The sequence below is a fragment of the Commensalibacter oyaizuii genome (assembly GCF_029953265.1).
GTDB lineage: Bacteria > Pseudomonadota > Alphaproteobacteria > Acetobacterales > Acetobacteraceae > Commensalibacter > Commensalibacter oyaizuii.
Genome location: NZ_JASBAO010000001.1, coordinates 475,924 through 501,542, shown reverse-complemented (window position 1 = coordinate 501,542; position 25,619 = coordinate 475,924). Strand labels below are relative to the sequence as shown.

The following is a 25,619-nucleotide window of genomic DNA, read 5'->3' as shown; positions in this document are numbered from 1 at the left end:
GGGGATATTTAATTACACCATGTCTTGTCTTACTCCTTTCTCTGTCTTTGCACAATCTTATCAAGATCCCGTTGTATCGCTACCAAATCAGGGTAATATTCAAGGTGTTTTCTCAAATAATTTAGCTGTATTTAAGGGTATTCCATATGCAATGCCCCCCATCGGGACATATCGATGGATGCCCCCTCAACCAACAAAGAAGTGGCAAGAGATTAAAAAAGCAACAGATTTTGGCCCCAGCTGCCCTCAACTCTCAAATAATTGGGATAAAGACCCCCAATTATTTAGAACAAATGAGGATTGCTTATACCTCAATATTTGGGCACCGAGATCCTATTTTGAACATCCAAATCAGCAACATACTTATCCAGTTATGGTTTGGATCCATGGGGGTGGATTTGTTTCTGGTAGCGGGTCTTTGGATATATATAACGGTGCAGCTCTTGCACAACGGGGGATCGTTGTTGTTACGATAAATTATCGTTTAGGACGTTTTGGCTTTTTCGCTCATCCAGCTTTAAAAAAAGAAAATGAAGAAGACAAATGGGCAAATTATGGGTTGTTAGACCAAATTTTTGCTTTGCAGTGGATACAAAGAAATATTGCCTCTTTTGGGGGGGACAGCAACAATGTTACAGTTTTTGGGGAATCTGCAGGGGGTGCTTCGATCATCGCGTTGATGACAATTACCGAGGCGAAGGGATTGTTTAATAAAGCAATCATTCAATCTGGTACGGGACATAACAGAGCTTTCCCACCTATTTCTGCCGAAAAAGCAGAAGCAATAGGGGTAAATTTTGCATCTAAACATCATATAACTGGAAATGGTGCGCAAAGTTTAGAACAATTGAGGGCTTTACCAACTGATAAAATTGTTGATGGATTAAATCTACAAAATTTTCAATCAGATTTATTTTCTGGTTTGGTCGTTGATAATACTACATTACGAGAAACATTAGATGATGCCTTTAAAAATGATCATTTTTATCCTGTACCAACATTAATTGGAGATACTGATGGCGATGGTTTAATATTATCAGCAACTAGCCTGGATGATTTGGCAAAGACACTAAATACAACAGTTGATGAAATTAATAAAATTTACAATCCAATAGGTAAGAATTCACAAACGAAGGTACTGCATCAAGTAGTCGCAGATTTACAAATTATAGAACCTACGCGCTTATTGGCACGTCAAATTGCTCAAAAGCAAACCCCTGTTTATCGGTATCGTTTTTCGTACATCGCTAATGTAGCCAGACCTTATACTTCTTTTGGGGCCCCTCATGCTTCTGAAATACCTTATATTTTTAATACATTAAACAAAGTTTATACTGATATTACGCCTCAGGATACCGCGATGTCCAAGGCAGTTATGATGACTTGGGTAAATTTTGCCAAAAATGGCATTCCTCATATTGATGGTTTTCCAGATTTCCCGTCAATGCAATCGCATCCTGAAGGCGTGTATAATTTTAAAACTGATGGAATTATTTTTGAAAAAGATTCCTTTAAGTCTCGGCTTGATTTTATTGAGCGTCAATTAGATAGAAAAATGAATAAAGAGCAAAATAGCCCAACACAAAACAACCGCCCAAAATATCCCACACGTTAAAACCTGATTGCAAGGCAGGCCTTTAATGGCCTGCTTGATAAAGCATTCATTCACATACTGTAATCACTATCAATTTATCAATAAATCGTTACTTAATGTCGTTCAAAATGACAATAATTGTTGCTCAAATTATCGAATAAATAAAAAAATGAAAGAAAGCTATAAAAACACTAGCCTAACGGTCTATTAAATATTATTCCCTGAAATAACAAATATCCAATATAAGATAAAGATGTTTGAACATATCCAATTTTTTGATGTTTCGAGGGACGTATGTCTAATTTTTCCTTATTTTACAAATCATTACGTAAACAAACCCCACTAAGGGACAAAATTACCGAAGCGACACGTCGTCCAGAGCAAGATTGTGTACAAGATTTGATAAAACAGGCAACTTTATCAGAAACGATGAACGCCCAAATCACTGCTCACGCAAAAACATTAACCCAATACCTCAGAAGCCATCGTCATCTGACAGGTGTTGAAACACTCGTCCAGGAATTCTCTTTATCTTCTGCCGAAGGCGTAGCCTTGATGTGCCTTGCAGAAGCCTTACTGCGTATTCCTGATCAAGCAACTAGAGATGCTTTGATTCGCGATAAAATTGCAAATGGCGATTGGACCTCGCATGCTGGATTTCAAAAACCATTATTTACCAACGCAGCAGCTTGGGGATTGGCAATTACGGGGAAACTAGTACAACCCGTAAAAGAAAGCAATCTAGCCTCCGCATTGGCAGGTTTAGCCAAGCGTAAAGGCGAAAAGTTAATTCGTCAAAGCCTAGATATGGCAATGCGTATGATGGGTGAACAGTTTGTTTTAGGGCAAACCATTCATGAGGCCCTTGATCATAGCAAAAAACTTGAAAAAATTGGTTTTCGTTATTCATATGATATGTTAGGTGAAGCCGCCATAACTCATCAAGATGCTGAACGGTATCGTTTGGACTATGAAAACGCTTTACATGCTATTGGTAAAACAACCCAAGGTCAAACCTTATATGACCGTGCGGGTTTATCAATCAAATTATCTGCATTACATCCCCGTTATTCACGATCGCAACATGATCGTGTCATGCAAGAATTACTGCCAACGTTAACCAACTTGGTTATATTAGCACGTCAATATAATATCGGAATTAATATTGATGCCGAAGAAAGTGAACGCCTTGAACTATCTTTAGATTTAATGGAAGCATTATGCCATCATCCAGAACTGCAAAACTGGAATGGTATTGGATTTGTCGTGCAAGCTTATGGTCGCAGAGCACCTTATGTTTTAGACTACTTAATCGATTTGGCTCATCGAACCAATCGACGTTTGATGATACGTTTGGTGAAAGGGGCATATTGGGACAGTGAAATTAAAAGAGCCCAAGTCGAAGGACAGTCTGATTTTCCTGTTTATACACGTAAGGTTCATACAGATATCAGTTATATTGCTTGTGCTCGTAAATTATTGGCCCATCGCGACGCTGTATTCCCACAATTTGCAACCCACAATGTCCGTACAATGGCCACAATTTTTGCCATGGCTGGCCGTAATTATGACCCTGAACAATATGAATTCCAGTGTTTGCACGGTATGGGTGAACAACTATATAGTAAAGTTGTTCAAGCAAAACATTTGTCACGTCCATGTCGAATTTATGCACCTGTTGGAACCCATGAAACGCTGTTGGCATATTTAGTCAGACGTTTGTTAGAAAACGGGGCTAATTCATCTTTTGTAAATCAAATTGGTAATGATACAATTTCTATTGACCAATTGATTGCAGATCCAGTGATAGAAGCAGCATCAATAACCCCTGTTGGGGCGCCTCACCCTGCTATTCTTAATCCATTATCAATTTATGGGGATAAACGCAAAAACTCTAAAGGTATAGATTTTAATAACGAATTTACTCTTGACGACATTGCTGCTGCCTTAAAAGCCTCCCCTACCACTTGGGAAGCCCAACCTTTATTAGCACAAAAAAATGCTAAAAATAAAAATATTGCAATTGATGTTTTAAATCCAGGGAATCATCAAGACAAAGTTGGAACCGTTATTGAAGCTTCTACAGAACAAGTAGGGCAAGCCATTCAGTCCGCCAAGAAAGCTGCTAAAACATGGGCTGCTACCCCTCCCAAGGAGCGAGCAAATATTTTGTTGAAAGCTGCGGATCTTTTGGAAGAGCAGATTTATCCTTTGCTTGGATTAATTATTCGAGAAGCAGGAAAATCCTTTCCAAATGCTTTGGCCGAAGTTAGAGAAGCCGTTGATTTCTTAAGATATTACGCAATCAATATAGAAGAGGATTTTAATAACAAAACCCATGTTCCAGTGGACGGACCTGTTGTTTGTATCAGTCCTTGGAACTTTCCTCTTGCAATCTTTTTGGGTCAAGTCTCTGCAGCGCTTGCTGTTGGGTGCCCTGTCATTGCTAAACCCGCAGAAGAGACACCTTTGATCGCAGCACAAGCTGTGCAAATTTTACATGACGCAGGCATTCCAAAGGACGTATTACAATTATTACCTGGTAAAGGGGAAATTGGTGCAGCACTTGTTGAACACAAAGATATAGCGGGCGTTATGTTTACAGGTTCAACCGCGGTTGCGAAAGAAATTTCTAAAATTCTTTCCAAAAGACGATCACCCAGTGGTGACATTATTCCATTTATCGCTGAAACAGGCGGACAAAATTCTCTGATCGTTGATTCTTCTGCATTGGCAGAACAAGTAGTATTAGATATTTTGGCATCTGCTTTTGACAGTGCGGGTCAACGCTGTTCAGCATTACGCGTACTATGCGTTCAAGAAGATTGTGCCGATCGTGTAATAACGATGTTACGAAATGCTACCAAAGAGTTAAATGTCAATAATCCAATTGCCTTAAACACAGATGTAGGACCTGTTATTAGTCAAGAGGCACTAGATCGTTTAAATAAGCATGTCGACTATATGCGCGATCAAGGGTTTAATGTCTGGTCTTTACCTTTGCCTGACGATGCAAAAAATGGCACATTTATGATGCCAACAATTATTGAAATTAACAAAGTATCCGACATTCCAGATGAAGTATTTGGCCCTGTTTTACATATTATCCGTTATCAACGTGATAGTTTGGACAACTTAATTCAACAAATTAACGATACGGGCTATGGTTTAACCTTTGGTGTACATTCACGTATCGATGAAATGATTGAATATACGACCCGTAAAATCCATGCTGGTAATATTTATATTAATCGTAATATTATTGGTGCTATTGTTGGACTGCAACCTTTTGGTGGTCGCGGATTATCTGGTACTGGACCAAAAGCGGGGACCCCTTTCATATTACGTAGATTATTATCTAAATGTCCTGCTTACACACAGTTACCAGGGCAAATCACTCCTGCTATTGCTCAAGATTGGATGAATTGGCTTAAAATTCACCAACCTGATTTTTTACAAACGGCCAGTGAAATTTTATCACATACACTAGTTGGTACAACCATAAAATTAAAAGGACCTGTTGGCGAAGAGAACAGTTATACTCTTGCACCACGTGGCCCAATTTTATGTGTGGCTCAAACCAAAGAAATATTATTATATCAAATTACTTTGGCCGTTAATTGTGGAAATTCGGTATTAATCTTGGCACCTGATACAATTACACAATGGTATGAACATTTATCCCATGAATTAACTTTAAAAATTAAAAAAGTAAAACGCGCTGATGAATTTCCCTGTGTTGTAATTCTGGGTGAGAAAGGGTATGACGTTTATGAACAGTCACGTCAATTACTGGCCTTTACCCCATCAGGTATTGTCTCTGCCTTTGATGTGGATAAAAATCACAACCCAAGTGATTTCTTAATGGAAGAGCAATCTGTCAGTGTTAATACAACAGCTGCTGGAGGAAATGCCTCTTTAATGACCATCGAATAATAATAAAAAGAGGCTTTTTAAATCTAAAAAGCCTCTTTTTTACAAAATGACAAGTCGTACCCTGGAAAATGTATAAAGAAGTCAATAAACTTAACAAGCAAAATAGATATAACTTAATTTATACAAAGTTAAATTTGCAAACTATTATAAATAATATTTATCATCATAAATTGCATGTACAGCCCTCTTAAAGATATGAAATCTGTGCCAAATATATTCATTGATTAATATCTATACTTAAACCTCTATTCTATCAATATAACAAAATTAAGAATAAACTTGGTCAAGAACAGCCTGTAAAAATTCCTAAAAACATTATATACAAGCTATCTAAACTTAATGCCAAAAGTGGCCGAACGAATTTTGAATGGTCATTATTTCTTATCCCTTGCCTGAATTGGGGAGATAGCACTGATTTGTTGGATTACATAAGCAACGGTCCATTTACCCTTTGGTGTCGACAACAAATTTTGAACTTGATCAGCAAAAAAGGCTAGATTGTCTAAATTTCTAGTTTTATAGGCTGTTGTCACCATTGAAAATTGCTTGCTTTTATCGACCACTGGTGCCGCATCTGCAATTTGACGAATTAAGTCTAAATATCCTTCAACGGATCCTTGTAAAATCTTTTTGTGATTTTGCACGTTGGCCTGGATATCTGCCTTTTGTTTATCGCTTAACATTTTAAGGACGGATAATTCTTTTTCCAGTAAATTAATTGTATGTTGATGTTCCCATATATTCATTGCCAAAGCAGAAGCGGCCTCAATTTGGGCACGCATGGTTGCAGCTTGTGCATCATTGCGGGCCCTGGCATCTGAATCAAGCTGAGCTGAAATACGATCAAGACCTGCTTTGGTTGTTGCTTCTGTTGTTTGGCTTTTTAATGTTTGGATTAATTGATGCGTATCTGAAGTAATATTTTCAGATTTTTGTAATATTGCCTTGAATTCATTATCAGCCTGTGTCGTTTCTTGCAAACTGCCCAGACTGGGTCCTGCAATAACAACCCTGAACCCCATCGTTGCCAATTTTGTTGGGGCATTAGTATTTGAATCGTACAAGGGGATTTCTTCGCGTAAGGCCGTGTTTAGATCAGATGGGTTAAAGGTATAATTTCCTCCTTTCACAATAATTCCCCCTGTTTGTCCATGTAACCGCCCTACTCGGTTTAAATGATAATAATCCTGCATCATTTGGCCAACTTCACCCAACATATCATACAGCCCCAAAGGATTGGGTTTCATCGCCCCAACAGTCTGTACTTGACCATTCGCCAATTCAGATCCTGCCATTACGTATTGCTCTATTCCTTCGGGCATTGGCCACGTTGGCGATAAAAAATCTGTATTGCTGACTTTATTTCCCCCTTGGGCTGCGTAATACCACTCAGCCTCGGTTGGTAAACGGATAAATCCAAAACTATTATCACGTTTTGGTAAAGATTGCTTGGCATTTTGTAACAGCCATGTTGACCATTGTCTTGCAAAATCCTGAGCATCAAACCAAGACACATTATTTATTGGTTTTTGTCCATTTTGATCAACATTAACGCATTCCTTACCAGCATGCATAATGGCGTTATATTGATTACGTGTGACATCATATTTACCAATATAATATAATTTTACACTAGATTTTGATGATGGAAATGATCCAGCTAGAGCAGATTGATGGATGTAATTACTATATCCTTGATCTGTATCCCCTTGCCCCATTTGAACGGATATATCATCCAAAACACCACCTTCAGAAGGGACTTCAACGGCTCTAAAAACCATTGCCCCTCCGCATGGCATGGGTAACGTAAAATCGCCATCCATGGGATGTGGATCAATAAAATTTTCAGGCCATGAAGGATCTGCACTGTATGAAGCTGTGGGAATACTTATTCCCATCGCGATTATAATCAGTATTTTGCAATTCATAATGCCGTTATTCCTTCCCAAGGTTGAATTCTGGCGGCTCGATTTCCTGATAACAGACTGACAATTATTCCACCCGTCAAAGTCAATATAAAACTGCCCAAAATAATCCATATGTTTAATAAGAATAAAGCATGCCCTTGCGGTAAAACAGTATTAAACAAATAATTGATTAATTGCCCAGCCCCCACTGCAGCCCCCAATGATATTATAACCCCCAAACATACCAAAACAGCCCCTTGTATTACTGGAAAAATCATCAGATCAACAGCACTAAAACCATTGAACCGCAGCAAAGCCAACGACTTACGCTTACGCTCTGTATTAGCCCATAGTCCTGCGCCTAATGAGATACACAACCCCAAACCCCCAAGGGCAGCAACACAAATAAAGAGTAAAGATAATCGATAATCTAGGGATAATAAGCCAGAAACATCCCCTGCTCTTGAAACAATATCAATTCCTGATTGCCGCAAATCAGCATCAATTTTAGGTATTTCAGCAAGGTTATGTGTGTATAATCGAAATCCCGAATAAACAGTATGGGATGGTAAAACCAATTCCTGTAACGTATTGGGCCAAGACATGACCCCATCTTGATAAGACTCAATCCCCACGGCCAAGGATAACGTTACAAACGCACTGTCTTGATCTGTGATAGAGCTTGGAGCTATTCCGATAATCTTTAAGGTAAATCGAGTTTGCTGTTTTTCCCCTTTTAAAATACGATTCAAATAAGCTGTAATTTCATCCCCTTTCTTAAGGTGTAAATGATTGGCAGCCGATGAGGAAAGAATAATTTCGTTATTATTGATAATAGATGGGGTAATATCTGTTAATAATGGGTCCCCTTTTGCAGTTGGAATAATCGTAATATGACGACCACTGCCAGGGTCGTTGGCTTTTTCCATAAACAAACTGGCTGCTAATGTACGGGTTCTTGGTGCTAAAAACTGAACATCTTTTCTATTTCTTAATGAGTTTAACACCTCATTAGAAAAGCTGCGGTTAGAAACGTTAACAATTTCACGAGCATGAGGATCTTCTAATAATGTCTGTCGGATACTGGTCAAGACCCCACTGCGCAATCCAGCAATTACAATCAAAGGGGCCAAAACGGCAACAATCCCTAGAACAAGGCACAAGGATAGGATAGGTTCACTTTTTAAATCCTGCCATGCTAATCGTGCAGATAATAAAAAATGAAAGCGTTTATACATTACAAACCAACCTTGTCGTTTGATTTTGTGGATCCAGTTGACATGCAACTTCGGTCAAGCCGTATTTTAGGGTACGTTGTGTATCATGTGAGGTCATAATCAGCGCTGAATTGCTTTCTGCAACAGTTTCAATTAAAAGCTGCAATATTTCATCGGCCAATGAAGGATGTACAGAGGCTGTTGGTTCATCTGCTAACACAATAAAAGGACGATTAATTAATGCCCTAGCCACGGCAGCACGCTGTCTCTGCCCTACAGAAACCTCATGCGGTTTTTTTGAAATAATCGATGCAATTTCCAGTCGTTTTACTAAATGTTCAAACCAACTTTGATCTTGTTTAGCAATTAGATGTTGTGGCAATAGAATATTGTCTTGAAGGGTTAAAAATGGAATTAATCCAGCTGTCTGCGGAATAAACCCAAACAAAGAGGCCCTTATCATTGCCAAATCATCACGACGATTAAGACGCCATTTGTCTAAAATATCAATTTGATTGCATAAGAATATTTTGCCCCTATCTGGTCTTAGGGATAAAGAAAGAAGACCCAAAATCGTACTTTTCCCACATCCAGAGGGACCTGATATTAAAATCTTGTCCCTTAGCCTTATCCGTGCCATGGCAATTTCAATGGCAATACCGCCTGTAAATTGGCGAGATATTTTCTCAAGATAGAATACGTCTTGATTTTGCCTTTCTGGTGCCATCAGGGCAAGGCCTCTAGCGGTACGGGAAATACAGCTTCTCCTGGATCTTTGCTGCCACTTAATTGTACCCAAAGATCTGGATGAGCTTGATATTCTTGATATAAACGTAGACGACTTTCCACATTATTTAATACCGTTCTTTGCGCTATCGCCCCCATGGCTAACCAATCTTTTTCAGAAATATTCATAATGTCTGATTTATAAGGTAACCCTTGCAAATATTCGCCCAACATTGTCCCTATTTGCTGAGCTTTGGCAATCTGACTGGGATCTCTGGCGGCAGCGGCAAAGGCTGATCGTAATTGTGTAAAAAATGTTTGGGGTTCTGTTCGGCCAGCAAGACCCGTTTTTAAAATAATTTGTAAAGCTTGTGCTAAATCAGACAATTGATTACGAGTTAATAATACCCTAACTTTTATCGATTTTTTCATAGGATTTGTTAAATCGCGATCAGTCGTATAGCTGGAAACCACGTCTGGTGCTGCTGTTTTTTCTTCTTTCCCAACATAAGCTAATCGCATGGCTTCACTAACAACCTGAATTTGTTTTTGTGCAGCTTTATCTTGGGCGGTTTTATCCTCTGGTTTTAAACCTGCAACGGGACGCCCCGTTGTATTGGCAACTTGTTGTAATAAGGACGTAGATAAAGTTTGAATTACTTTGCCGAATTCTTCTGGTGTTCCGCCTTTTACTGGATAATAAAGCGACCCTGCGGTTCCAAATTGGCTTAATGCTCTATATTGTTTTTCAGCTTTTTTATGGTCATTGTTTTTCTCGCCTGCTGGGGTTAATAAATGAACCACAAAAACAGCAACATTTTTAGATTGTGCCAGTTGTCTTATTTCTTCGATCCCTAATTTTGTAATGCTATTAGGGTGGGTTGCATCCCTAGCGCCTGCATCTGTAACCAAGATCAAATAGCGACCAGCAGCCTGATCCCAATTAATTTCGTCCAAAGCTGTCTTAATACCAGCAATTGCATCCTCATCAAACGATTTGGATGAAACTTTAGCATCATGAACTGCTGCAATTGAGGTATTAATAGCATCCAATGGTTGTGAAAAATCAGGCTTTGCGTAAACTTTGGTTTCATACTCCAACCCTGGATTATCTTTTAAACTGTCACGATAAGCCACAAGACCAAAGCGAAAATTATCTTTTACAGCTGTGTTTTGAATGGTGCTAACAACGGATTTTACAGCTTTTTGCGTTTGTTCAATATACGGCTCCATACTAATGGTCGTGTCCATTACAAATACTAAATTAGCCTTAAAATTCCTTAAATTAGCAGGTGAAGCATTGGCTTGATTTTTTCCTGTTTCTGCTGGGGCAGAAACAACATGTAACAATCGCAACGGTGGCCCACTGGGGCGTTCAACTTGTTGGGCATCTAAAATAGGTAACAAATAAAAATTCTTGGTAATATCAACATACGTTGTTGGTTCAAGAGCCACGACTGGACCTGGGTTTTCTGAAGTTGCTGCTTGAATTAACTCTTTTGCTTTTTGTGCGGCATTGGGATCAGTCATTAACTGTTTTTCATCTTGTTCTGTTTTCAAAAACAAGGAACGTTCACGACCTGCGGGATTGGTAAATGCCCCAACCAATGTATGTGACCAGTTCATTACCTTATCAACAGGAACCCACCCCACAACATGTCCCTGAGTATCGGATCCGACCTGTATCCAATCTTCTTGCCCCTGCTCGTTTTTATGGCGTTGATAAACATAAAAGACTTTAAACCCCTCTATGGGTTGGGTATTTTCAGCAGAGGGCTGTTGAGAAATTGCGACACCTGGTTTTGTTATAATACGTTGGTATAAACTATGTTTGCCCTCAATCAATAACGGTTTCGATCCATCGTTATGGTTTTCAGAAACAGACGGTAAAACAGGATCTAATGATGCACCATAAACATAACAACTGTCCCCCATTGTCAGGCACGTTGCAATAAAACCAAGCGCAAGAATATGATTTAATCGAAATATACTCATGGCCAGAAATCCTTTAATGTTAGCTGTGCCATCGTATCCCCGTCATTTGCCTTTTTTGTTAACCATTCTTTCAAAGCTGCTCTTGGTAGTTCGGCTTCTTTAGATCCGTTTTGAACAGCTTTTTGAAAATAACGTGCTGCTTCCCTCATATCTGGGCTTGGAATGGCTCCTCCAACTTTAAAATCAACAGGACTATATAATTGTCCCAATTTTAACATTGCTGTTTTGTCCCCCTTAGAGGCTGCATTTTCTAATAATAAAACCCCATCATCGGCCTGTTTATTGGCCAGACGTCGATCTGCCTCTTTAACGATAAGTGCTGTATTGGGTGCCTTATTAATGACATCTGTCACCGTCATTTTTTCCAAATTTTCAGTAAATTGAGGCGGTGGTTGGGAAGGCGCAGGTGGCGGTGGCGGTGATTTTTTAGCAACCTCTTTGTCTTTATTTTCCTTTTTGATCGCTTGTGCTTTTTGAGGCGAGGGTTTTTGATAGTAACCATACCAAATTCCAGCACAAGCCCCAAGAATACATATTCCAAAAATAGCTGACAAAATCATTGGCAAAGCAGAGCGTTTTTGCTTAATTTCATCTACCAATGGGGCTTCTTCTTCTATGTGGATGGGTGCCATACGTTCTGGAATACTATTTTCTTCAACAGATGGTTCTGGAACTTCGTCCATTTCAAGTTCCGAAGATTTTTCCTCTTTGGGGGGTATGGTTGATTTTGGTGCTGTTGCAACAACACCTTTTTGACCGCTTCTTTTGCCAACGATTTCTGGCCAAATTATCGTTTCAATAATATTCAATTCAGGAATTTTCAGCTGGCAAGGACTGCCAGGTTCTAAAATATCTGCCAAACTATCGGCATCAAGGGTTAATAGTAAATCGTCCCCCCGTACCTCTTGATGGATAATCGGTTGCGATATAATTGCAGGAAATTGAGGAAAAGCAATGGTTAAATTTGTATCCAACTGCCCAGCTTGACCAATAACAGTAACAATAGCCTCGCCTGGTGATGCAGCATTAATTTTTAACTTAGCATTCATGAGGTTTATCCTCCAATACAGAGATAATTTGGCCTAATAATGCGTTGGCGGCGGGGTCTATACCTTTTAAATCAGAGGCACCAGCATTTTCCTCGAAACGTTGTACCAAAGCCGAAATCCAATCTCTAACGAAACGTTCATTATAAGGAATCGGTTGTTCAGGTAACACCAACAATCCTGTAGGGGCTTGCCTTGGCATAAATACCCGCTCCCCTTTTAACCCTCGGGTCATTGGTTTTTGCTCAGCTAAAACATCAAAATAGCCCAACCAATTAACAAAGTTACCAATTTCAATTTCAGCCAATAAAGCCTGTGTTTCACCACTTAATGCTGCACTCCCTGGTAGCGATGCATTTTTACGTAATTTATTTGCCAATTGATCTCGTAAGTTCAATCGTCTGGAAAGCAACGATAATTCAGCAGTCAAAGCCGTTAATTGATTAGATGGCACAAAATAAGTTTGTTCAACATGATCCTGACTGGCAAAATGATCCATAACCTTGTTCCATTTATCCAAAGCCAGATCTGCATATTGTTCATGGCGATCTTTGGCGGTCTCGGGTTGATTGGAATCAGAATCTTCTGCAGTTGACGTATCAACGGCATCAGGGAACATATCATCAAATAAGCTGTCGACATCACTGGTTCGGCCCATCAAAAATTGCTGATTTGCAGATTGTGTTTCCAAACTATGCCATGCCTCTTTCATCTGATCGCGCGTTACCTGTAAACCTGACAGTAAAGGTCCAAACATTTGCGATTCAACACATTTCATCAAGGATCTAGCAATGGTTTGTGCCTCTATTGATGCTTTACGAATGGCTTCTTCCTTGTTTCCACTGTGATGATAAGGGGAAATAAAACGTGCTAAATTTACTGCCAGTTGTTCTGTCTGTGCTGAGATTTGTTCGGCTTTTAATTTCGCATCGCAAACTTTACCTAATGCTTGTGCCAAATAGGTAATTCCACCATCATTAGGTTGTAATACAGCCTCCCAGGCCTGATCTGGGTTTGCTACATATCGTTGTATTGCCTGGTTAGATAAATAAGATTGGCGCATCGTTTGGACCAGTGCTTGGGATCTGGATGCTATGCCTGATTCTTTATGAACGCCATCAATATCGTCATAATCCATAACGGCCGGAAAGCTGATAGAAGGGCTGCGCAGCCAATAAACATTATTAAATGGCTGATCGTTTTTCCAATTTTCAACCCAACTGCTGGCCTTAAAGAAATCTAGCAAACTGGCATTAATACGGGCTGTCCAACGGGCACCAGATGAAGGTTCATCCCCCTTTTTTTGTTCGAACTCTCGATCAAATTTTGTTAGAACGATAAATAAATTATCCCTTTGTTTTTCACGATCTGCTGGGGTTGCACCGATACTACTTTTAATCCAGCCATCAATCATAGCAGGCAGAGTGGAAACATTTTGAATGGAATCCCCAATACATAACAGCATGGCAGATATTTCACGCTCCACCTCATACCGTTGAAATAAATAGGCAACTTTGCCGCGTAAAAACAATCTACCTATTGCTTCTGGTGCTTGTAAAAAGGCTTGAGGTTCATAAATTATTTCTCTTGAACGTGCGCCTGGAAAATCTAACAGATCAGTTTCTTTTAAAAAATCCCAAGGGGCCTCACCTATTGGAACAGTAATTTCTGCTGTTAAGGCGGTAACCATAGATCGATTTATCGTTACCTCTTTGCCTTTGGTCGTCAATAATGTGATATGATCGTCATAAGTTTCTTGTCCAAGGGTAAACAAGGTTTCCACGTTTAAGATACTTCTTTCCCTTGGGCGCAAAGCATCTGTACTACAATAAACAAGATCCGTTTGTCCCAGCTGCTCTAAAATTGTCAATAAAGACGTGGCTAATTTTGTAAATTCAGCAAGACCATTCCACAAAGGCGAAAATAATCGCGCACATTCCCTTACTGAAACATAAGGGATAACATCTTTTAACTGTTGCCAATATCCATCCCCCAAATTTTCCAGACGTTGATGGTCTGGATACAAAGCTTGTAAATACTCGACCAACCCCTCAATATCGTCCAAATTAATAATTTCATTAACAACTTTTTCAGATAATGGTTCAGAGGGTGAAAAAAAATTATCAGATATTAAAAAATCGGTCGATTGTTCTTTCGTTTTAAAATCTTCTAAGGAAGTATTTGTTAAAATCTTAATAACATCAACAGCCGATAATAACCTTAACGGCACGGGCATGGACTCTTGAATAACATTGGGTTTTGCCGTTGTAAAACGGGATACAAGCCCTGTTGACTCGTTTCCGCCCTGTGGGTTCATGTCCTGCAGAAAATTTAATTTTTCATCATGATAATAAGCATATAAAGACTGCCCAGGTTTGGTAGCAAGGCTAGAGACCAAATAGGATTTTCCAGACTGTGAAGCACCAAAAACAGCAATGGCTGGAGGTTGATGAGAAGCACGATTTAATTGGCGTGCCTGCCTTCTGAAACGTCGTAAGTTTGCTGTAACGGTTTCTATATTCCCTTTGACGGCTTTTGGATTATCATGAAACCATGATAATGCTTGATCTGCTGCTGTTGACACAGCATGATTACGAGCCTGTAAAGTTTTAATCATTGTTTGAAATCCTTCAGACATCCTTATCTGTTCTTTCCCTAGGCCAACGTAAAGCGACCTGTGTCGCGCCAATAGCCATCAGCATTTTGCATGGTTTGTAATCTTAATGATAATATTCTTACGGGGTATTGCTCTCCGTTATGATCGGTTACTTCGGCAATTTTGAATTGTTCACGATCAGAATAGTCATTCTTCTCTTGTTCTTTATCCAAATCAATATTTTGTCTGGCAATTTTTACAGTTAATGGCAATGCAACCCTGTTTGCACCTGGAAAATTGCCAAACTCTAACGTATAAAGTGGTGAGGTCGGCCAACGCTCTATTCCCAGCTGACGAAATCCGATACGGGTTGTGTTTTCAAAGTCCGTGATTGTAAAGCCTGCGTTTTCTACAACATCGCTTTCTAAATCTACGTTAGACATCCATACATTTTTATCTCTTAACTGTCCGTTTTTCTCCAATCGTCCGATAAAACGTGCCGTAGAATACATTTTCAAATCCCGTGTACGTAGCACAAAATTTTGTAATTTCCCTTCGGCTTGAAGACATAACGAAGCCCCAACCACCACGGTTGTTTTGGGGTCATTAATCCGATTACGTGCATCCCGAAATGCATAATATGCACCAACCCTGTAATGATACATACCAACAATTCGATGTGGGGGAACTGGCATAGCAGCAGTAATCATATCAACAATTCGTCTGAACCGTGAAGGACGCCCTGATACCAGCAGTACATCGCAATCATATGCCCAAATAGCTTCACATAAATTGGATATAACCTCGCCCATAACGTGAGAAATGGCTGCTTCTATATGTTGAATTTTTACTGAAATCTGAACATCAGCGATATTGAATTCTTTTGCCCCAGCCTGTTCTGCCTGACGATGAATATAAAGTGCAGACCGCTGAATATTTTCTTTGTCTTCACCCAATATATCCCGCACGTAAAACGAGGGTAATCCCTCGGTATTGCGATCCGTTATCGATTCATATTTGGCTAGAATAGCAATGGCGATTGGTTCTAAAATTGTATTAACAAATAAACGACGTAAGTGACGTTCCTGCTCGGATTGTCCCCCCCAATCCTGGCCGATTGCACGACTTAATAAGGCCTGTGTATCAACCACGCCTGCTTTCTTTAATGCATCTTCGAGTAGGGGTAAAATAACATGCGTAATTAAATGTTCTAATATATCGTCCCCAGCAACCTTGAAACTTTCTCGAAATTCTTGTTTGGGGCAAATTGTTTCACCTACAGGCACGCTATAAGAACTAATCATCAAATCTGTTGTTCCGCCACCAATATCCAAACTGGCAACCCGAATTGACGGGGATTGAGATATATTATCGCCTGTTGTATTATCGCGCATACGGCCGTGTAGGCGCATAAATTCATCAACATTGCCACCAAGCCGTTCTGTAATTTCGTTATACAACCATACGATTTGCGTTGCCGTTGCCTCATCTAGACGACATTGTAGTTTTGGACGTGTATTAAAAGGCAGACCCAACATTTTCCAACATAAATCAATGGCAGCCTTGGTTCTGGTTTGCAAAACTTTTTGTTCTGCTACGGGCATACCAGGGGGGATTGTCAAAACAATAGATCGTAATTTTCGCATTAATGTCTTGTCTTGGCGTTGCTCACGATTTTGCGGGGAATTCATCTGCAATCGAGCTTGCATCAAAATTTCGACAAACATAAAGGTAAATAATGCACTACGGGAAAAATTAGGCTGCGTTGCTATATTTGCCCCTGATGCACGTTCTTCATCTGATAGAACACGTCCTTCTGGAGAAATTAACGCCATAAAAGCCCCTGTTACAGGGGGATCAATGATGCGACCACCATCACTGATAGAACGACTGTTGTATCGCCAGCTTTGTAAAGATAAGCGACTGTCCCAAACATAACGTTTGGGCGAAGATAATCCTGTTAACCCTTCGTTTCCAATACGTGTTCCTGCCAGATGTGCAGCTTCGAAGCCGACCCGAACAGGACTGGGCCAAAAAAATGCTTTGGCCCGTCCAGAACGTCTTGATAAAAGGTCACTGCCGAAATTTGCCTTGGCAAATTCAATACAACTTGGAAATGGTTCATCATATTCCAAATGAGGGCGGGACAAGTCACGTAATATTAAAGGATAACTACTGGAAAAATTTAAATCCTGCCCTGGATGATCTTCGATTAAAATCCCACAACTTCTGGAATTCCCTAAATCTAGTACTAAATCAACCTCGACAGCATTTTGTAAATTCTTATTTTGTTCCCCGTCCAGCAAATGCAATACAGGCATTTGTTGCGTTAACGATAATATATGTAATAACGTTTGATAGACCGCATAATGCCAGCAAAAATACTGATGATCTGTTAAATTCTTAGATTGTATTTTTTTCTGGTTGTCTTGATGAATTTTTAATAGCCAATCACCAACCCAACCTTCATTTAAAAACCAAGCAATATCCTTTAAAGAAGTAACGAATCTAAAATGATCTTGCCTTTGGCTATCTTCCAAAGTGGGGGCATTATATACCCCTTTTTCCACGGTTGTTTCAAGTGTTGTATCAATCACCAAATCAAGATGAATTTTCCCGTCTTCGTTTTGTATAAAACGACCCCTGACCCAATTTCCTGGGCCATTGCGAAAAAAATCATTACCATTTTGTTCAGATGATACGGATGCAAAAAAAGGCATAGGCAGCCATTGATCCATTAAGGATTGTGCAACTGACCGCCACGAAATATCGTATATCTGATCCTCTGGTGGAACTTGACCAGTTTCAGGGTCCTTGATTACCCCTGTTTCTGTATCCTCTATTAATCTGTGTAATATATATCGTGGGCTACCATCTTCGTATTCACCATTACGTTCTTCCCAAAACCAGCAACGTACACTTTTAATTTCTTCAACAGAAAAATTAACTGGCCAAAATTGTAATCCGCTGTCAGGTATTAACGTTATGGTTCGGGTCATCTTGCGTGTATTCTCCTGATATTTTAATATCGTCACAATTTATAATAAATTTACAGTAAACTATATTCATTTTTTTAAATAAATTTAATAATCAACTTTAAAAAATAATACCGATCCTTTATTCTGAAACAATTTCTTACTTAAAAAACGTATAAAAGCCATAAATTCATACCATCGTCCCACGATTAACATCTTTTAATCATAACGCTATTTTGTACTAAATATAAATGAACAATTCTATTCAAAACAAACAGTTACAACTTATCCCCATTGTTGCGGCTATCTCCTTTTTTATGGCTTCGTTAGATGGAACCGCTGTTAATACAATTATTCCATATCTAGCAACTGTTTTTCATTCCCCATTATCAACAACCAAAAACATCATCATATTTTACATGATCGCAAATTCTCTGTTTATTCCATTAACGGGAATTTTATGTCAAAAATATAGTTGTCGTATAATTTTTTGCATTGCCTTGATCGTCTTTACTTTTGGTTCTTTATTATGCGGCATATCGCAAACATTAAATCAACTGCTAGCGGCACGTATTATCCAAGGTATTGGGGGTGCGTTAATGTTACCTGTTGGACGGTTGGCAGTGATCCAAACCTTTCCCAAAGATCAATTAATCAAAGCATTGGGAATGGTGACAATACCAGGTTTAACAGGTCCGTTAATTGGGCCAATTGTTGGGGGCATCATTGCATCTTATATGCATTGGTCTGTCATTTTTTTGATTAATATCCCTTTTGGTATTGCAGGAATTTATTTCGCTTTACGCTTTTTTCCAACAACGACAGATAAAAAGATTAAAATCGATTTTTGGGGTTATTTACTCTTTGCCGTTTCTATTGCTTTAATGACCTATGCGCTTAGCTTGTTTAGTGAAAGTCAAGATTATACACGCCCTGCAATTATTTTATTAATTGGTTTATTATTATCTGGGGTGTATTGGGTACGTTCTTTTTTCCATGATCATCCTTTGTTTAATCCAAAATTATTCAAAATTCGCAGTTTCTCAGTTGGAATTATTGGAAATTTAGTTGCTCGTTTGGGTTGTGGTGCTGTTCCATTCATGATTCCTTTAATGTTGCAACAATTAATGGGGTTGTCCCCTGTTGCTTGTGGTATGGCTATGATACCCCTAGCTCTGTCCTCTATTATTGCTAAACCTTTCGTAGCAAAAGCCATTAGATTTGCTGGATATCGCAACTTCTTATTTATTAATACTTTAATTCTAAGCGCATCTTATGTTTCATATAGTTTTGTTGATGAACATTCTACATGGACGCTTTTGGTAATTTTGATGTTAATTACGGGTTTCGTTAATTCGATGCAATTTACAGCAATGAATACGGCCACCGTTCTTGATTTATCCCCCAAACGTCAACCAGCTGGTAGTTGTTTGTTATCCACTGTGATGCAGGTTTCTATGGCTTCTGGGGTCGCAGTTGCTGCAATTTTACTGACTTTGGATGAGAAAATCCATATTCATGCCCTACCTGCCAGTCATTTTCATTTTACTTGGATCTGGCTTGGTGGATTTACGACCATCAGTGCTTTTATCTTTTTACTATTACCTAACAAAAGAATATAATCGCCTCTATTTTTTAGTTGATGTATTTGTTGTAAAGAATAACATGTGACGCGCATATGAAATCCAAACTTTGCGGGTTGCAAACCAATCTGATCCAATTAACATGTCCATTGAATCCTGTAGTGGGGACACAGTCAAAATAGGGTTATGCTCAATTTCATTGCCAAGTTGAAATGTCTTAAAGTGATGCCAATAATAACGCGTACTGCGCATGTCGACACCACTGGCAATTCCACCAGGATCTTTAGTCAAAGTTTGATAACTAATACCCATTTGCAACACTTTGTGAAAAGCAATGATCCGCGATCTGGCCCCACTATCTAATAAAGCGACCAGTGGATAACGATCAACGTGAACTTGTATAAAAGGACGATGACCTACCATTTGCAATCCAACTTGTTGCATTGCATTTCCCCAAAATGGCGGCAATTTGCATAACATCGAACGTGCCTGTACATCCCAAAATGTTAATAATTTTTCAGGTACATCGAACTCAAGATCAAAATGAGATAAAATATCCCCACCAATTAACCCAATTACCGGAATATCAAGACGTGGATATGCAGGTAAATTGCCCAAAGGCACAGATAGAGGACCAATCGTCAGTTTGCCCAATTTAATATGATTAATCCATACATTTTGTACTAGATCTTGGCCGCCTCTTGGTCCTTGAACAACTGTTTGACGATTAGGGTCCAAAGGCAAATTTAGAGATCTTGCCCCCTGAGGTGAAATCAAGCTGCCTTCTGACCCTGTATCTACAACCATGTTAAAAGGCCGACCATTAATTTGTACTGTTGCAAGTAGGAAACCATTTACATCTTGTAAAGATACTTGCCCCACTTTCTGATACGAACATGAATTATTTTGGGCATAGGCCTTGGTCACAGCATTCAATAAAACAGCACTACAGAAAATAATAACATAAAGTGCATAATTAAAAGATTTACTCATCACTTTTTTCCTAGTGGGCGCGCGGGTGTGTTTTTTCCCAAACTTTTAATAAATGAGCTTCGTCCATCAACGTATAACGCTGTGTTGTTGACAGACTGGCATGCCCTAACAAAGTTTGAATACTGCGTAAATCCCCCCCATTTTGCATCATATGCGTTGCAAAAGAATGACGCAGCGCATGGGGTGTAGCCATATCCGACAATCCCATCATTCGTCGATAGGTTCGCATTGTTTTTTGAGCAATGGAAGGATTTAGACGTTTACCTCGAACACCGATAAAAACGGGACTTTCACCTTTGGCAATGCCAGGGTAATGTTTTTGCCACTGTAATAATGCCTCTCCCACTATGGGAAGGATTGGGATTAACCGTTCTTTGTTGCCCTTACCTGTAACTTTTAAAATCCCATCTTTATCGTTCATTCCAGCATTTTGTAGATCAGCCCAATTTAAACCCAATGCTTCGGATAATCGCAAGCCACACCCATAAAGTAATGTAAACAAAGCAACATCACGATTCTGTGCCATTGGAGATGGATCAATAATGGCAATATCTTTGGCAAGGGTTTTTGCTTCTTCTTGTGATAAGGGATGGGGCAAGGGTTGTTTGACTTTTGGGGTGGTAATTAAACTGGGTGCAATATTTTCAACCTGATGAAATCTTGCTAAATATTTATAAAAAGATTTCAATGCCGATAAACGGCGACGGCGAGTACGAATTGCAGCGTCTTGTGTATGCCTTCCCTGTCCCAGATGTGGATTCTGCAAGGCTTTTTTATTCTCATAAGCCAACCAAGATCGTAAATCAGTATGAGATAATGTTGACAAAGTCTGTATCGTTGGTTCTTGACCAAAATGCGAAGTTAGAAATTCCAAAAACCGCACCAGATCTTGCTGGTATGCTGTCAAACTGTGGGGCGAGGCTCTTTGACTATTTTTCATCCAACTTAAAAATTGTTGTAATAATTCGAATGCTAACATTTCTTAATATTGCCCCTTTTAGATATGTATTTAGCTATTTCCATAATCCGTAAAAATGATGCAGGGGACCATGGCCATGCCCCACAGATAACTGAGAGCTTGCCTTTAATGCTTGACTTAGGTAATTTTTTGCTTTTTCAACAGCTTTGGGAACCGTTGTTGTGGATAATAAAGCCGTAATCGCAGACGATAACGTACATCCAGTTCCATGGTCATTTTTGGTAATCAAACGCTCATTAGTAAATTCATAATATTCGTCAGTATTACATAAAACATCTTTACAAATATTACCCTCTAAATGCCCCCCCTTTAGCAAAACCCATTGAGATTTAAATTGCAGCAATTGTTGTGCATTTTCTAACATCTCATCAATAGAAATAGTATCTTTCTTTTTTAGTAGGACGCATGCCTCGGGTATATTAGGGGTTATAATGGTCACCAAAGGTAATAATTGTTCCCTGATGGCGTGTATTGCAGCTTCGTTAATCAAGGAATCTCCACTTTTGGCAACCATAACTGGGTCAAGAACAATATTTTTTACAGAATAATACTTTAATTTGCTTGCCACAACGTTAACAATATCAGCGTTCGACAACATTCCAATTTTAACAGCATCGACATGAATATCTTCAAAAACAACATCGATTTGTTCACCAACGAAATTAGCATCCATATCACGATATGAACGAACCCCCATCGTATTTTGAGCAACCACAGCCGTAATTACAGACATTGCATAGGTACCGAACGCAGAGAAAACCTTCATATCCGCTTGTATCCCTGCGCCGCCACTGGGGTCTGTTCCTGCTATGGTTAAAATATTTTTAATCATCTTGTGCCTATCATTGAAAATATACCTAACTTTTAATATAAAATATCCAATTAAATAAAGAAGAGTTATTTTAAAAAATTATTATGTAATATGTTATATGCAAAAATTGGAATATTGCTTTTTATATTTCCATTACGTCTTAAGCATTGATAAAAGAGAATATTAAAAGCGCACAAGCTTTGCACCTTTTGATTTAATATAAAGAAAAATTTATAGCTGCATATCATCATGTAGGGGCTACAATGATTTACTATTACTTAGTTGTATTTATTAAATTTATTATTGGATTTGCCATTATTATTTGTTATTTCAATTTATCTGGTAAAACGCAAATATCTCAAATGTCCCCTATTGATTTAATAGGTAATTTTATTTTAGGTGGAATCATTGGTGGCGTTATTTATAGTGACACTATTCCCTTACATACTTATATCATTGTATTAATTATTGGCACTTTTTTAATGCATATTTTAAATCGGGTTGCCAAAAAATTCGAAATATTCAGATCTTTGGCTGTCGGTGACCCGATCGTTATTATTAAGAATGGTTCTTTGATGGTTGAAACCATTAACGATAAGCAAAATAAAATTGATATGTTCAATTTATTATCTATCTTACATTCAAGAGGTATTGGATCCTTACAAGAAGTACATTACGCCCAAATTGAACCTAACGGTCAATTAACGGTATTGACGAAGCAAGAAAATGAACCTTCGGTTATTTTAATTTTACGAGGCAATATTCAAAAACTCCCCCTAGAATTGTTGGAAACAGACGATCACTATATTACAAATTTATTAGAACAGCATAATCTAGCACTAGAAGATGTTTTTATCGCAGAATATTATAATTATAAAATTACCATAACCTTAAACGACAGAAAAAAAATCAGCGTTGACGTTAATCTTCATAAAAAAACCTCAGAAATCGAGGCATAACCCCAAACAATTTTAACATAAAATTCATTTATATGACCAACCCTATCAGCCTTCCAGTTTTGTTGCCTTATCCTTTCAAAGAACCCTTCGATTATGAAATACCGCAATATTTAGATGTTAAAATTTTGGTACCTGGAACATTGGTTATTGTTCCATTGGGGAACAGAAAAGAAATAGGGGTTATCTGGCAACATCACAAATTACCCAAAGGATTGGATTTCTTAACATCCTCCCCTAAAAAATTTACAAAATTAAAATCTATTCTTTCTATTCTTCCCTTACCCCCTTTACCTTTTGTTTTACTAGAATTTATTGATTGGGTTGCGGCTTATACGCTTTCCCCCTCTGGTTCTGTACTAGCCATTGCTTTACGCGGTGTTCAAACAATCATGGCTAGCAAAAATCATCCCCGTACTGGATGGATGCTCTCTGCTCAGATACCCAAAATTACACGCAATACACCAACACGAGAAAAAGTATTAACATTTCTAAAAGATAAAAAAATCCCTTATACGACGCAATATCTTGCCAAAACATTAGAGGTTAGTGCCGGTGTGATCCAAGGACTAGCCAAAGCAGGCGTTATTGAGGAACATAATCTCCCTGATACTTCTTTATTTTTAAAACCTGATCTTAATTTTAACGTTCCACAATTTTCGTCAGAACAACAAGCAGCGGCAGATTTTCTTTGCCAAAAAGTTATACAGCAACACTATTCTACAACATTATTACAAGGGGTAACAGGTTCAGGAAAAACAGAAGTTTATATGCAGGCTATTGCTGCCTGCGTTGAAAATAATAAACAAATTCTTGTTTTATTACCAGAAATTGCTCTGTCAACTCAATGGGTGGAACGCTTTGAAAAACGTTTTGGGGTGCGCCCAGCATTATGGCATTCTGATTTAACCCCAAAGCAGCGTAAACAAACATGGAACGCCATTATCAAAAATGAAGTTTCGGTTTTGGTCGGTGCACGTTCAGCGTTATTTTTGCCTTTCACAAATTTGGGGTTAATTGTCGTTGATGAAGAACATGAAACATCCTTTAAACAAGAAGAAGGTATTATTTATCACGCCAGAGATATGGCCATTGTTCGCGCCAGATTATCAAATTGTCCCGCTATTTTAGTATCAGCAACCCCGTCCCTAGAAACATTGATGAATGCCCATCATCATAAATACGATCATTTAGTACTAAATAGTCGTCATGGCGGTGCCTTAATGCCTGATGTACAGATTGTTGATCTTCGCATAACACCACCCCAACGTGGATTATTTTTATCACCACCCTTGATAACAGCAACTCAACAAAGGTTGAAAAAAGGGGAACAAGTTCTTTTCTTTTTAAATCGGCGTGGATATGCCCCCTTAACCTTATGTCGGGCATGTGGTTATCGGCTAGAGTGTCCTCATTGCTCTGCATGGTTAGTGGAACATCGAAATACCCAACGGCTGGTATGTCATCATTGTGATTACTTTATTCCTATTCCCAAAGAATGCCCTCATTGTAACGCCCCAGACAGTATGGTACCTATTGGACCTGGTATTGAACGCATTACTGAAGAAGCACGCAGCATATTCCCGGATGCCAAAATTTTGGTGATGTCCAGTGATAACCTTACCAGCCCCAAGGCTACTGCTGAGGCTATTAGACAAATTGATCAGCAAGAGGTCAATCTGATAATTGGCACGCAAATTGTTGCCAAAGGATGGCATTTCCCTTTTTTAACGTTAGTTGGGGTTATTGATGCCGATCTTGGACTTAGTGGTGCTGATTTGCGGGCATCAGAAAAAACATTACAATTATTGCATCAAGTAGGTGGACGGGCTGGACGTGAAAAATCACCAGGCACTGTTATGTTGCAAAGTTATCTAGCAGATCATCCTGTTATGTCTTCTTTGGTCAAAGGTGACTTTGATGCATTTATGTTACAAGAGGCTGCTGAACGTCAAGCTGGATTTTGGCCCCCTTACGGCAGGCTAGCCGCAATTATTATCAGTGCAGATACCAATGAGAATGCTACACAAATAGCTTTTGAATTAGGTCAATATGCGCCAAAACAAGATGGCGTTATTGTTTTGGGCCCTGCCCCCGCCCCTTTGGCTTTGCTACGTAATCGATATCGTCAACGTTTTTTATTAAGAACGCAAAAACATATTGCTATCCAACCCATCTTGTACCAATGGTTATCTTGCGTAAAGCCTAAGAAAACTATTAAAATTGATGTGGATATTGATCCTGTATCTTTTTTATGAAGCTTATAGATTTAAAATTCTTATGAAAAGTAGCGTCAAAACAAGTA

General features: G+C 38.8%; 15 protein-coding genes. 5 read left to right on the top strand and 10 right to left on the bottom strand.

Features of this window, described 5'->3' with window-relative positions; genetic code table 11:
• Positions 1 to 19: 19 nt before the first annotated feature.
• On the top strand, positions 20 to 1,615 hold the full coding sequence (locus tag QJV27_RS02155; protein ID WP_281447345.1) for a carboxylesterase/lipase family protein: 1,596 nt from the start codon (positions 20 to 22) through the stop codon (positions 1,613 to 1,615).
• Positions 1,616 to 1,888: 273 nt separating this feature from the next.
• The gene (putA, locus tag QJV27_RS02150; RefSeq protein ID WP_281447344.1) at positions 1,889 to 5,530 is read left to right on the top strand and encodes a bifunctional proline dehydrogenase/L-glutamate gamma-semialdehyde dehydrogenase PutA; all 3,642 of its coding nucleotides are present in this window, start codon (positions 1,889 to 1,891) and stop codon (positions 5,528 to 5,530) included.
• 374 nt (positions 5,531 to 5,904) lie between these two features.
• Here putA and QJV27_RS02145 read toward each other — a convergent pair whose 3' ends face one another.
• Genes QJV27_RS02145 through QJV27_RS02115 form a run of 7 tightly spaced genes read right to left on the bottom strand, consistent with a single transcriptional unit; the run spans position 5,905 to position 18,016 of the window.
• A complete protein-coding gene (locus QJV27_RS02145; RefSeq protein ID WP_281447343.1) occupies positions 5,905 to 7,458 on the bottom strand; it encodes a formylglycine-generating enzyme family protein in 1,554 nt (517 codons plus the stop codon).
• Positions 7,455 to 8,675 (bottom strand): ABC transporter permease, encoded by a 1,221-nt coding sequence (locus QJV27_RS02140; protein WP_281447342.1) that lies wholly within the window; start codon positions 8,673 to 8,675, stop codon positions 7,455 to 7,457. Before QJV27_RS02140 ends, QJV27_RS02145 begins: the two co-directional genes overlap by 4 nt.
• Positions 8,668 to 9,381 (bottom strand): ABC transporter ATP-binding protein, encoded by a 714-nt coding sequence (locus QJV27_RS02135; protein ID WP_281447341.1) that lies wholly within the window; start codon positions 9,379 to 9,381, stop codon positions 8,668 to 8,670. The genes QJV27_RS02140 and QJV27_RS02135 overlap by 8 nt, the downstream gene beginning before the upstream one ends.
• Positions 9,381 to 11,375, bottom strand: coding sequence for a vWA domain-containing protein (locus tag QJV27_RS02130; protein ID WP_281447340.1), 1,995 nt, complete (start codon positions 11,373 to 11,375; stop codon positions 9,381 to 9,383). Before QJV27_RS02130 ends, QJV27_RS02135 begins: the two co-directional genes overlap by 1 nt.
• Positions 11,372 to 12,424 carry an SEL1-like repeat protein gene (locus QJV27_RS02125; RefSeq protein ID WP_281447339.1) on the bottom strand — a complete coding sequence of 351 codons (1,053 nt, stop codon included), beginning with the start codon at positions 12,422 to 12,424 and terminating at the stop codon, positions 11,372 to 11,374. The genes QJV27_RS02130 and QJV27_RS02125 overlap by 4 nt, the downstream gene beginning before the upstream one ends.
• The gene (locus tag QJV27_RS02120) at positions 12,414 to 15,038 is read right to left on the bottom strand and encodes a virulence factor SrfC family protein (protein ID WP_281447338.1); all 2,625 of its coding nucleotides are present in this window, start codon (positions 15,036 to 15,038) and stop codon (positions 12,414 to 12,416) included. Before QJV27_RS02120 ends, QJV27_RS02125 begins: the two co-directional genes overlap by 11 nt.
• 38 nt (positions 15,039 to 15,076) lie before the next feature.
• Positions 15,077 to 18,016 (bottom strand): virulence factor SrfB, encoded by a 2,940-nt coding sequence (locus tag QJV27_RS02115; RefSeq protein ID WP_281447337.1) that lies wholly within the window; start codon positions 18,014 to 18,016, stop codon positions 15,077 to 15,079.
• Positions 18,017 to 18,243: 227 nt separating this feature from the next.
• Here QJV27_RS02115 and QJV27_RS02110 point away from each other — a divergent pair, with 227 nt between their 5' ends.
• Positions 18,244 to 19,614: a DHA2 family efflux MFS transporter permease subunit gene (locus QJV27_RS02110; protein ID WP_281447336.1), complete on the top strand. Its 1,371-nt coding sequence runs from the start codon at positions 18,244 to 18,246 to the stop codon at positions 19,612 to 19,614.
• 6 nt (positions 19,615 to 19,620) lie between these two features.
• Here the strand turns inward: QJV27_RS02110 and QJV27_RS02105 are convergent, their stop codons facing one another.
• The 3 genes from QJV27_RS02105 to thiD are packed head-to-tail and all read right to left on the bottom strand — an operon-like array spanning position 19,621 to position 22,379.
• Positions 19,621 to 20,568, bottom strand: a complete 948-nt coding sequence (locus QJV27_RS02105) for an aspartyl protease family protein (RefSeq protein WP_281447335.1) — start codon at positions 20,566 to 20,568, stop codon at positions 19,621 to 19,623.
• A gap of 10 nt (positions 20,569 to 20,578) precedes the next feature.
• Positions 20,579 to 21,547 (bottom strand): tyrosine recombinase XerC, encoded by a 969-nt coding sequence (locus QJV27_RS02100; protein WP_281447334.1) that lies wholly within the window; start codon positions 21,545 to 21,547, stop codon positions 20,579 to 20,581.
• A gap of 34 nt (positions 21,548 to 21,581) precedes the next feature.
• Entirely contained in the window at positions 21,582 to 22,379 is a 798-nt protein-coding gene (gene thiD / locus QJV27_RS02095; protein ID WP_281447333.1) for a bifunctional hydroxymethylpyrimidine kinase/phosphomethylpyrimidine kinase, read from the bottom strand.
• Between the two features lie 242 nt (positions 22,380 to 22,621).
• Between thiD and QJV27_RS02090 the strand changes: the two genes are divergently transcribed.
• Together QJV27_RS02090 and QJV27_RS02085 are read left to right on the top strand one after the other, a co-directional pair.
• Positions 22,622 to 23,317 (top strand): DUF421 domain-containing protein, encoded by a 696-nt coding sequence (locus tag QJV27_RS02090; protein ID WP_281447332.1) that lies wholly within the window; start codon positions 22,622 to 22,624, stop codon positions 23,315 to 23,317.
• A 32-nt stretch (positions 23,318 to 23,349) separates the two neighbouring features.
• A complete protein-coding gene (locus QJV27_RS02085; protein ID WP_281447331.1) occupies positions 23,350 to 25,572 on the top strand; it encodes a primosomal protein N' in 2,223 nt (740 codons plus the stop codon).
• The last annotated feature ends 47 nt before the right edge of the window (positions 25,573 to 25,619 follow it).

Excerpts from the sequence above, each read along its gene's own strand:
- QJV27_RS02110 (WP_281447336.1), top strand. The coding sequence starts at position 18,244 with ATGAACAATTCTATTCAAAACAAACAGTTACAACTTATCCCCATTGTT.
- QJV27_RS02085 (WP_281447331.1), top strand. The coding sequence starts at position 23,350 with ATGACCAACCCTATCAGCCTTCCAGTTTTGTTGCCTTATCCTTTCAAA.
- QJV27_RS02155 (WP_281447345.1), top strand. The coding sequence starts at position 20 with ATGTCTTGTCTTACTCCTTTCTCTGTCTTTGCACAATCTTATCAAGAT.
- thiD (WP_281447333.1), bottom strand. The coding sequence starts at position 22,379 with ATGATTAAAAATATTTTAACCATAGCAGGAACAGACCCCAGTGGCGGC.
- QJV27_RS02105 (WP_281447335.1), bottom strand. The coding sequence starts at position 20,568 with ATGAGTAAATCTTTTAATTATGCACTTTATGTTATTATTTTCTGTAGT.
- QJV27_RS02090 (WP_281447332.1), top strand. The coding sequence starts at position 22,622 with ATGATTTACTATTACTTAGTTGTATTTATTAAATTTATTATTGGATTT.
- QJV27_RS02100 (WP_281447334.1), bottom strand. The coding sequence starts at position 21,547 with ATGTTAGCATTCGAATTATTACAACAATTTTTAAGTTGGATGAAAAAT.
- QJV27_RS02125 (WP_281447339.1), bottom strand. The coding sequence starts at position 12,424 with ATGAATGCTAAGTTAAAAATTAATGCTGCATCACCAGGCGAGGCTATT.
- QJV27_RS02135 (WP_281447341.1), bottom strand. The coding sequence starts at position 9,381 with ATGGCACCAGAAAGGCAAAATCAAGACGTATTCTATCTTGAGAAAATA.
- putA (WP_281447344.1), top strand. The coding sequence starts at position 1,889 with ATGTCTAATTTTTCCTTATTTTACAAATCATTACGTAAACAAACCCCA.
- QJV27_RS02120 (WP_281447338.1), bottom strand. The coding sequence starts at position 15,038 with ATGATTAAAACTTTACAGGCTCGTAATCATGCTGTGTCAACAGCAGCA.
- QJV27_RS02140 (WP_281447342.1), bottom strand. The coding sequence starts at position 8,675 with ATGTATAAACGCTTTCATTTTTTATTATCTGCACGATTAGCATGGCAG.
- QJV27_RS02115 (WP_281447337.1), bottom strand. The coding sequence starts at position 18,016 with ATGACCCGAACCATAACGTTAATACCTGACAGCGGATTACAATTTTGG.
- QJV27_RS02130 (WP_281447340.1), bottom strand. The coding sequence starts at position 11,375 with ATGAGTATATTTCGATTAAATCATATTCTTGCGCTTGGTTTTATTGCA.
- QJV27_RS02145 (WP_281447343.1), bottom strand. The coding sequence starts at position 7,458 with ATGAATTGCAAAATACTGATTATAATCGCGATGGGAATAAGTATTCCC.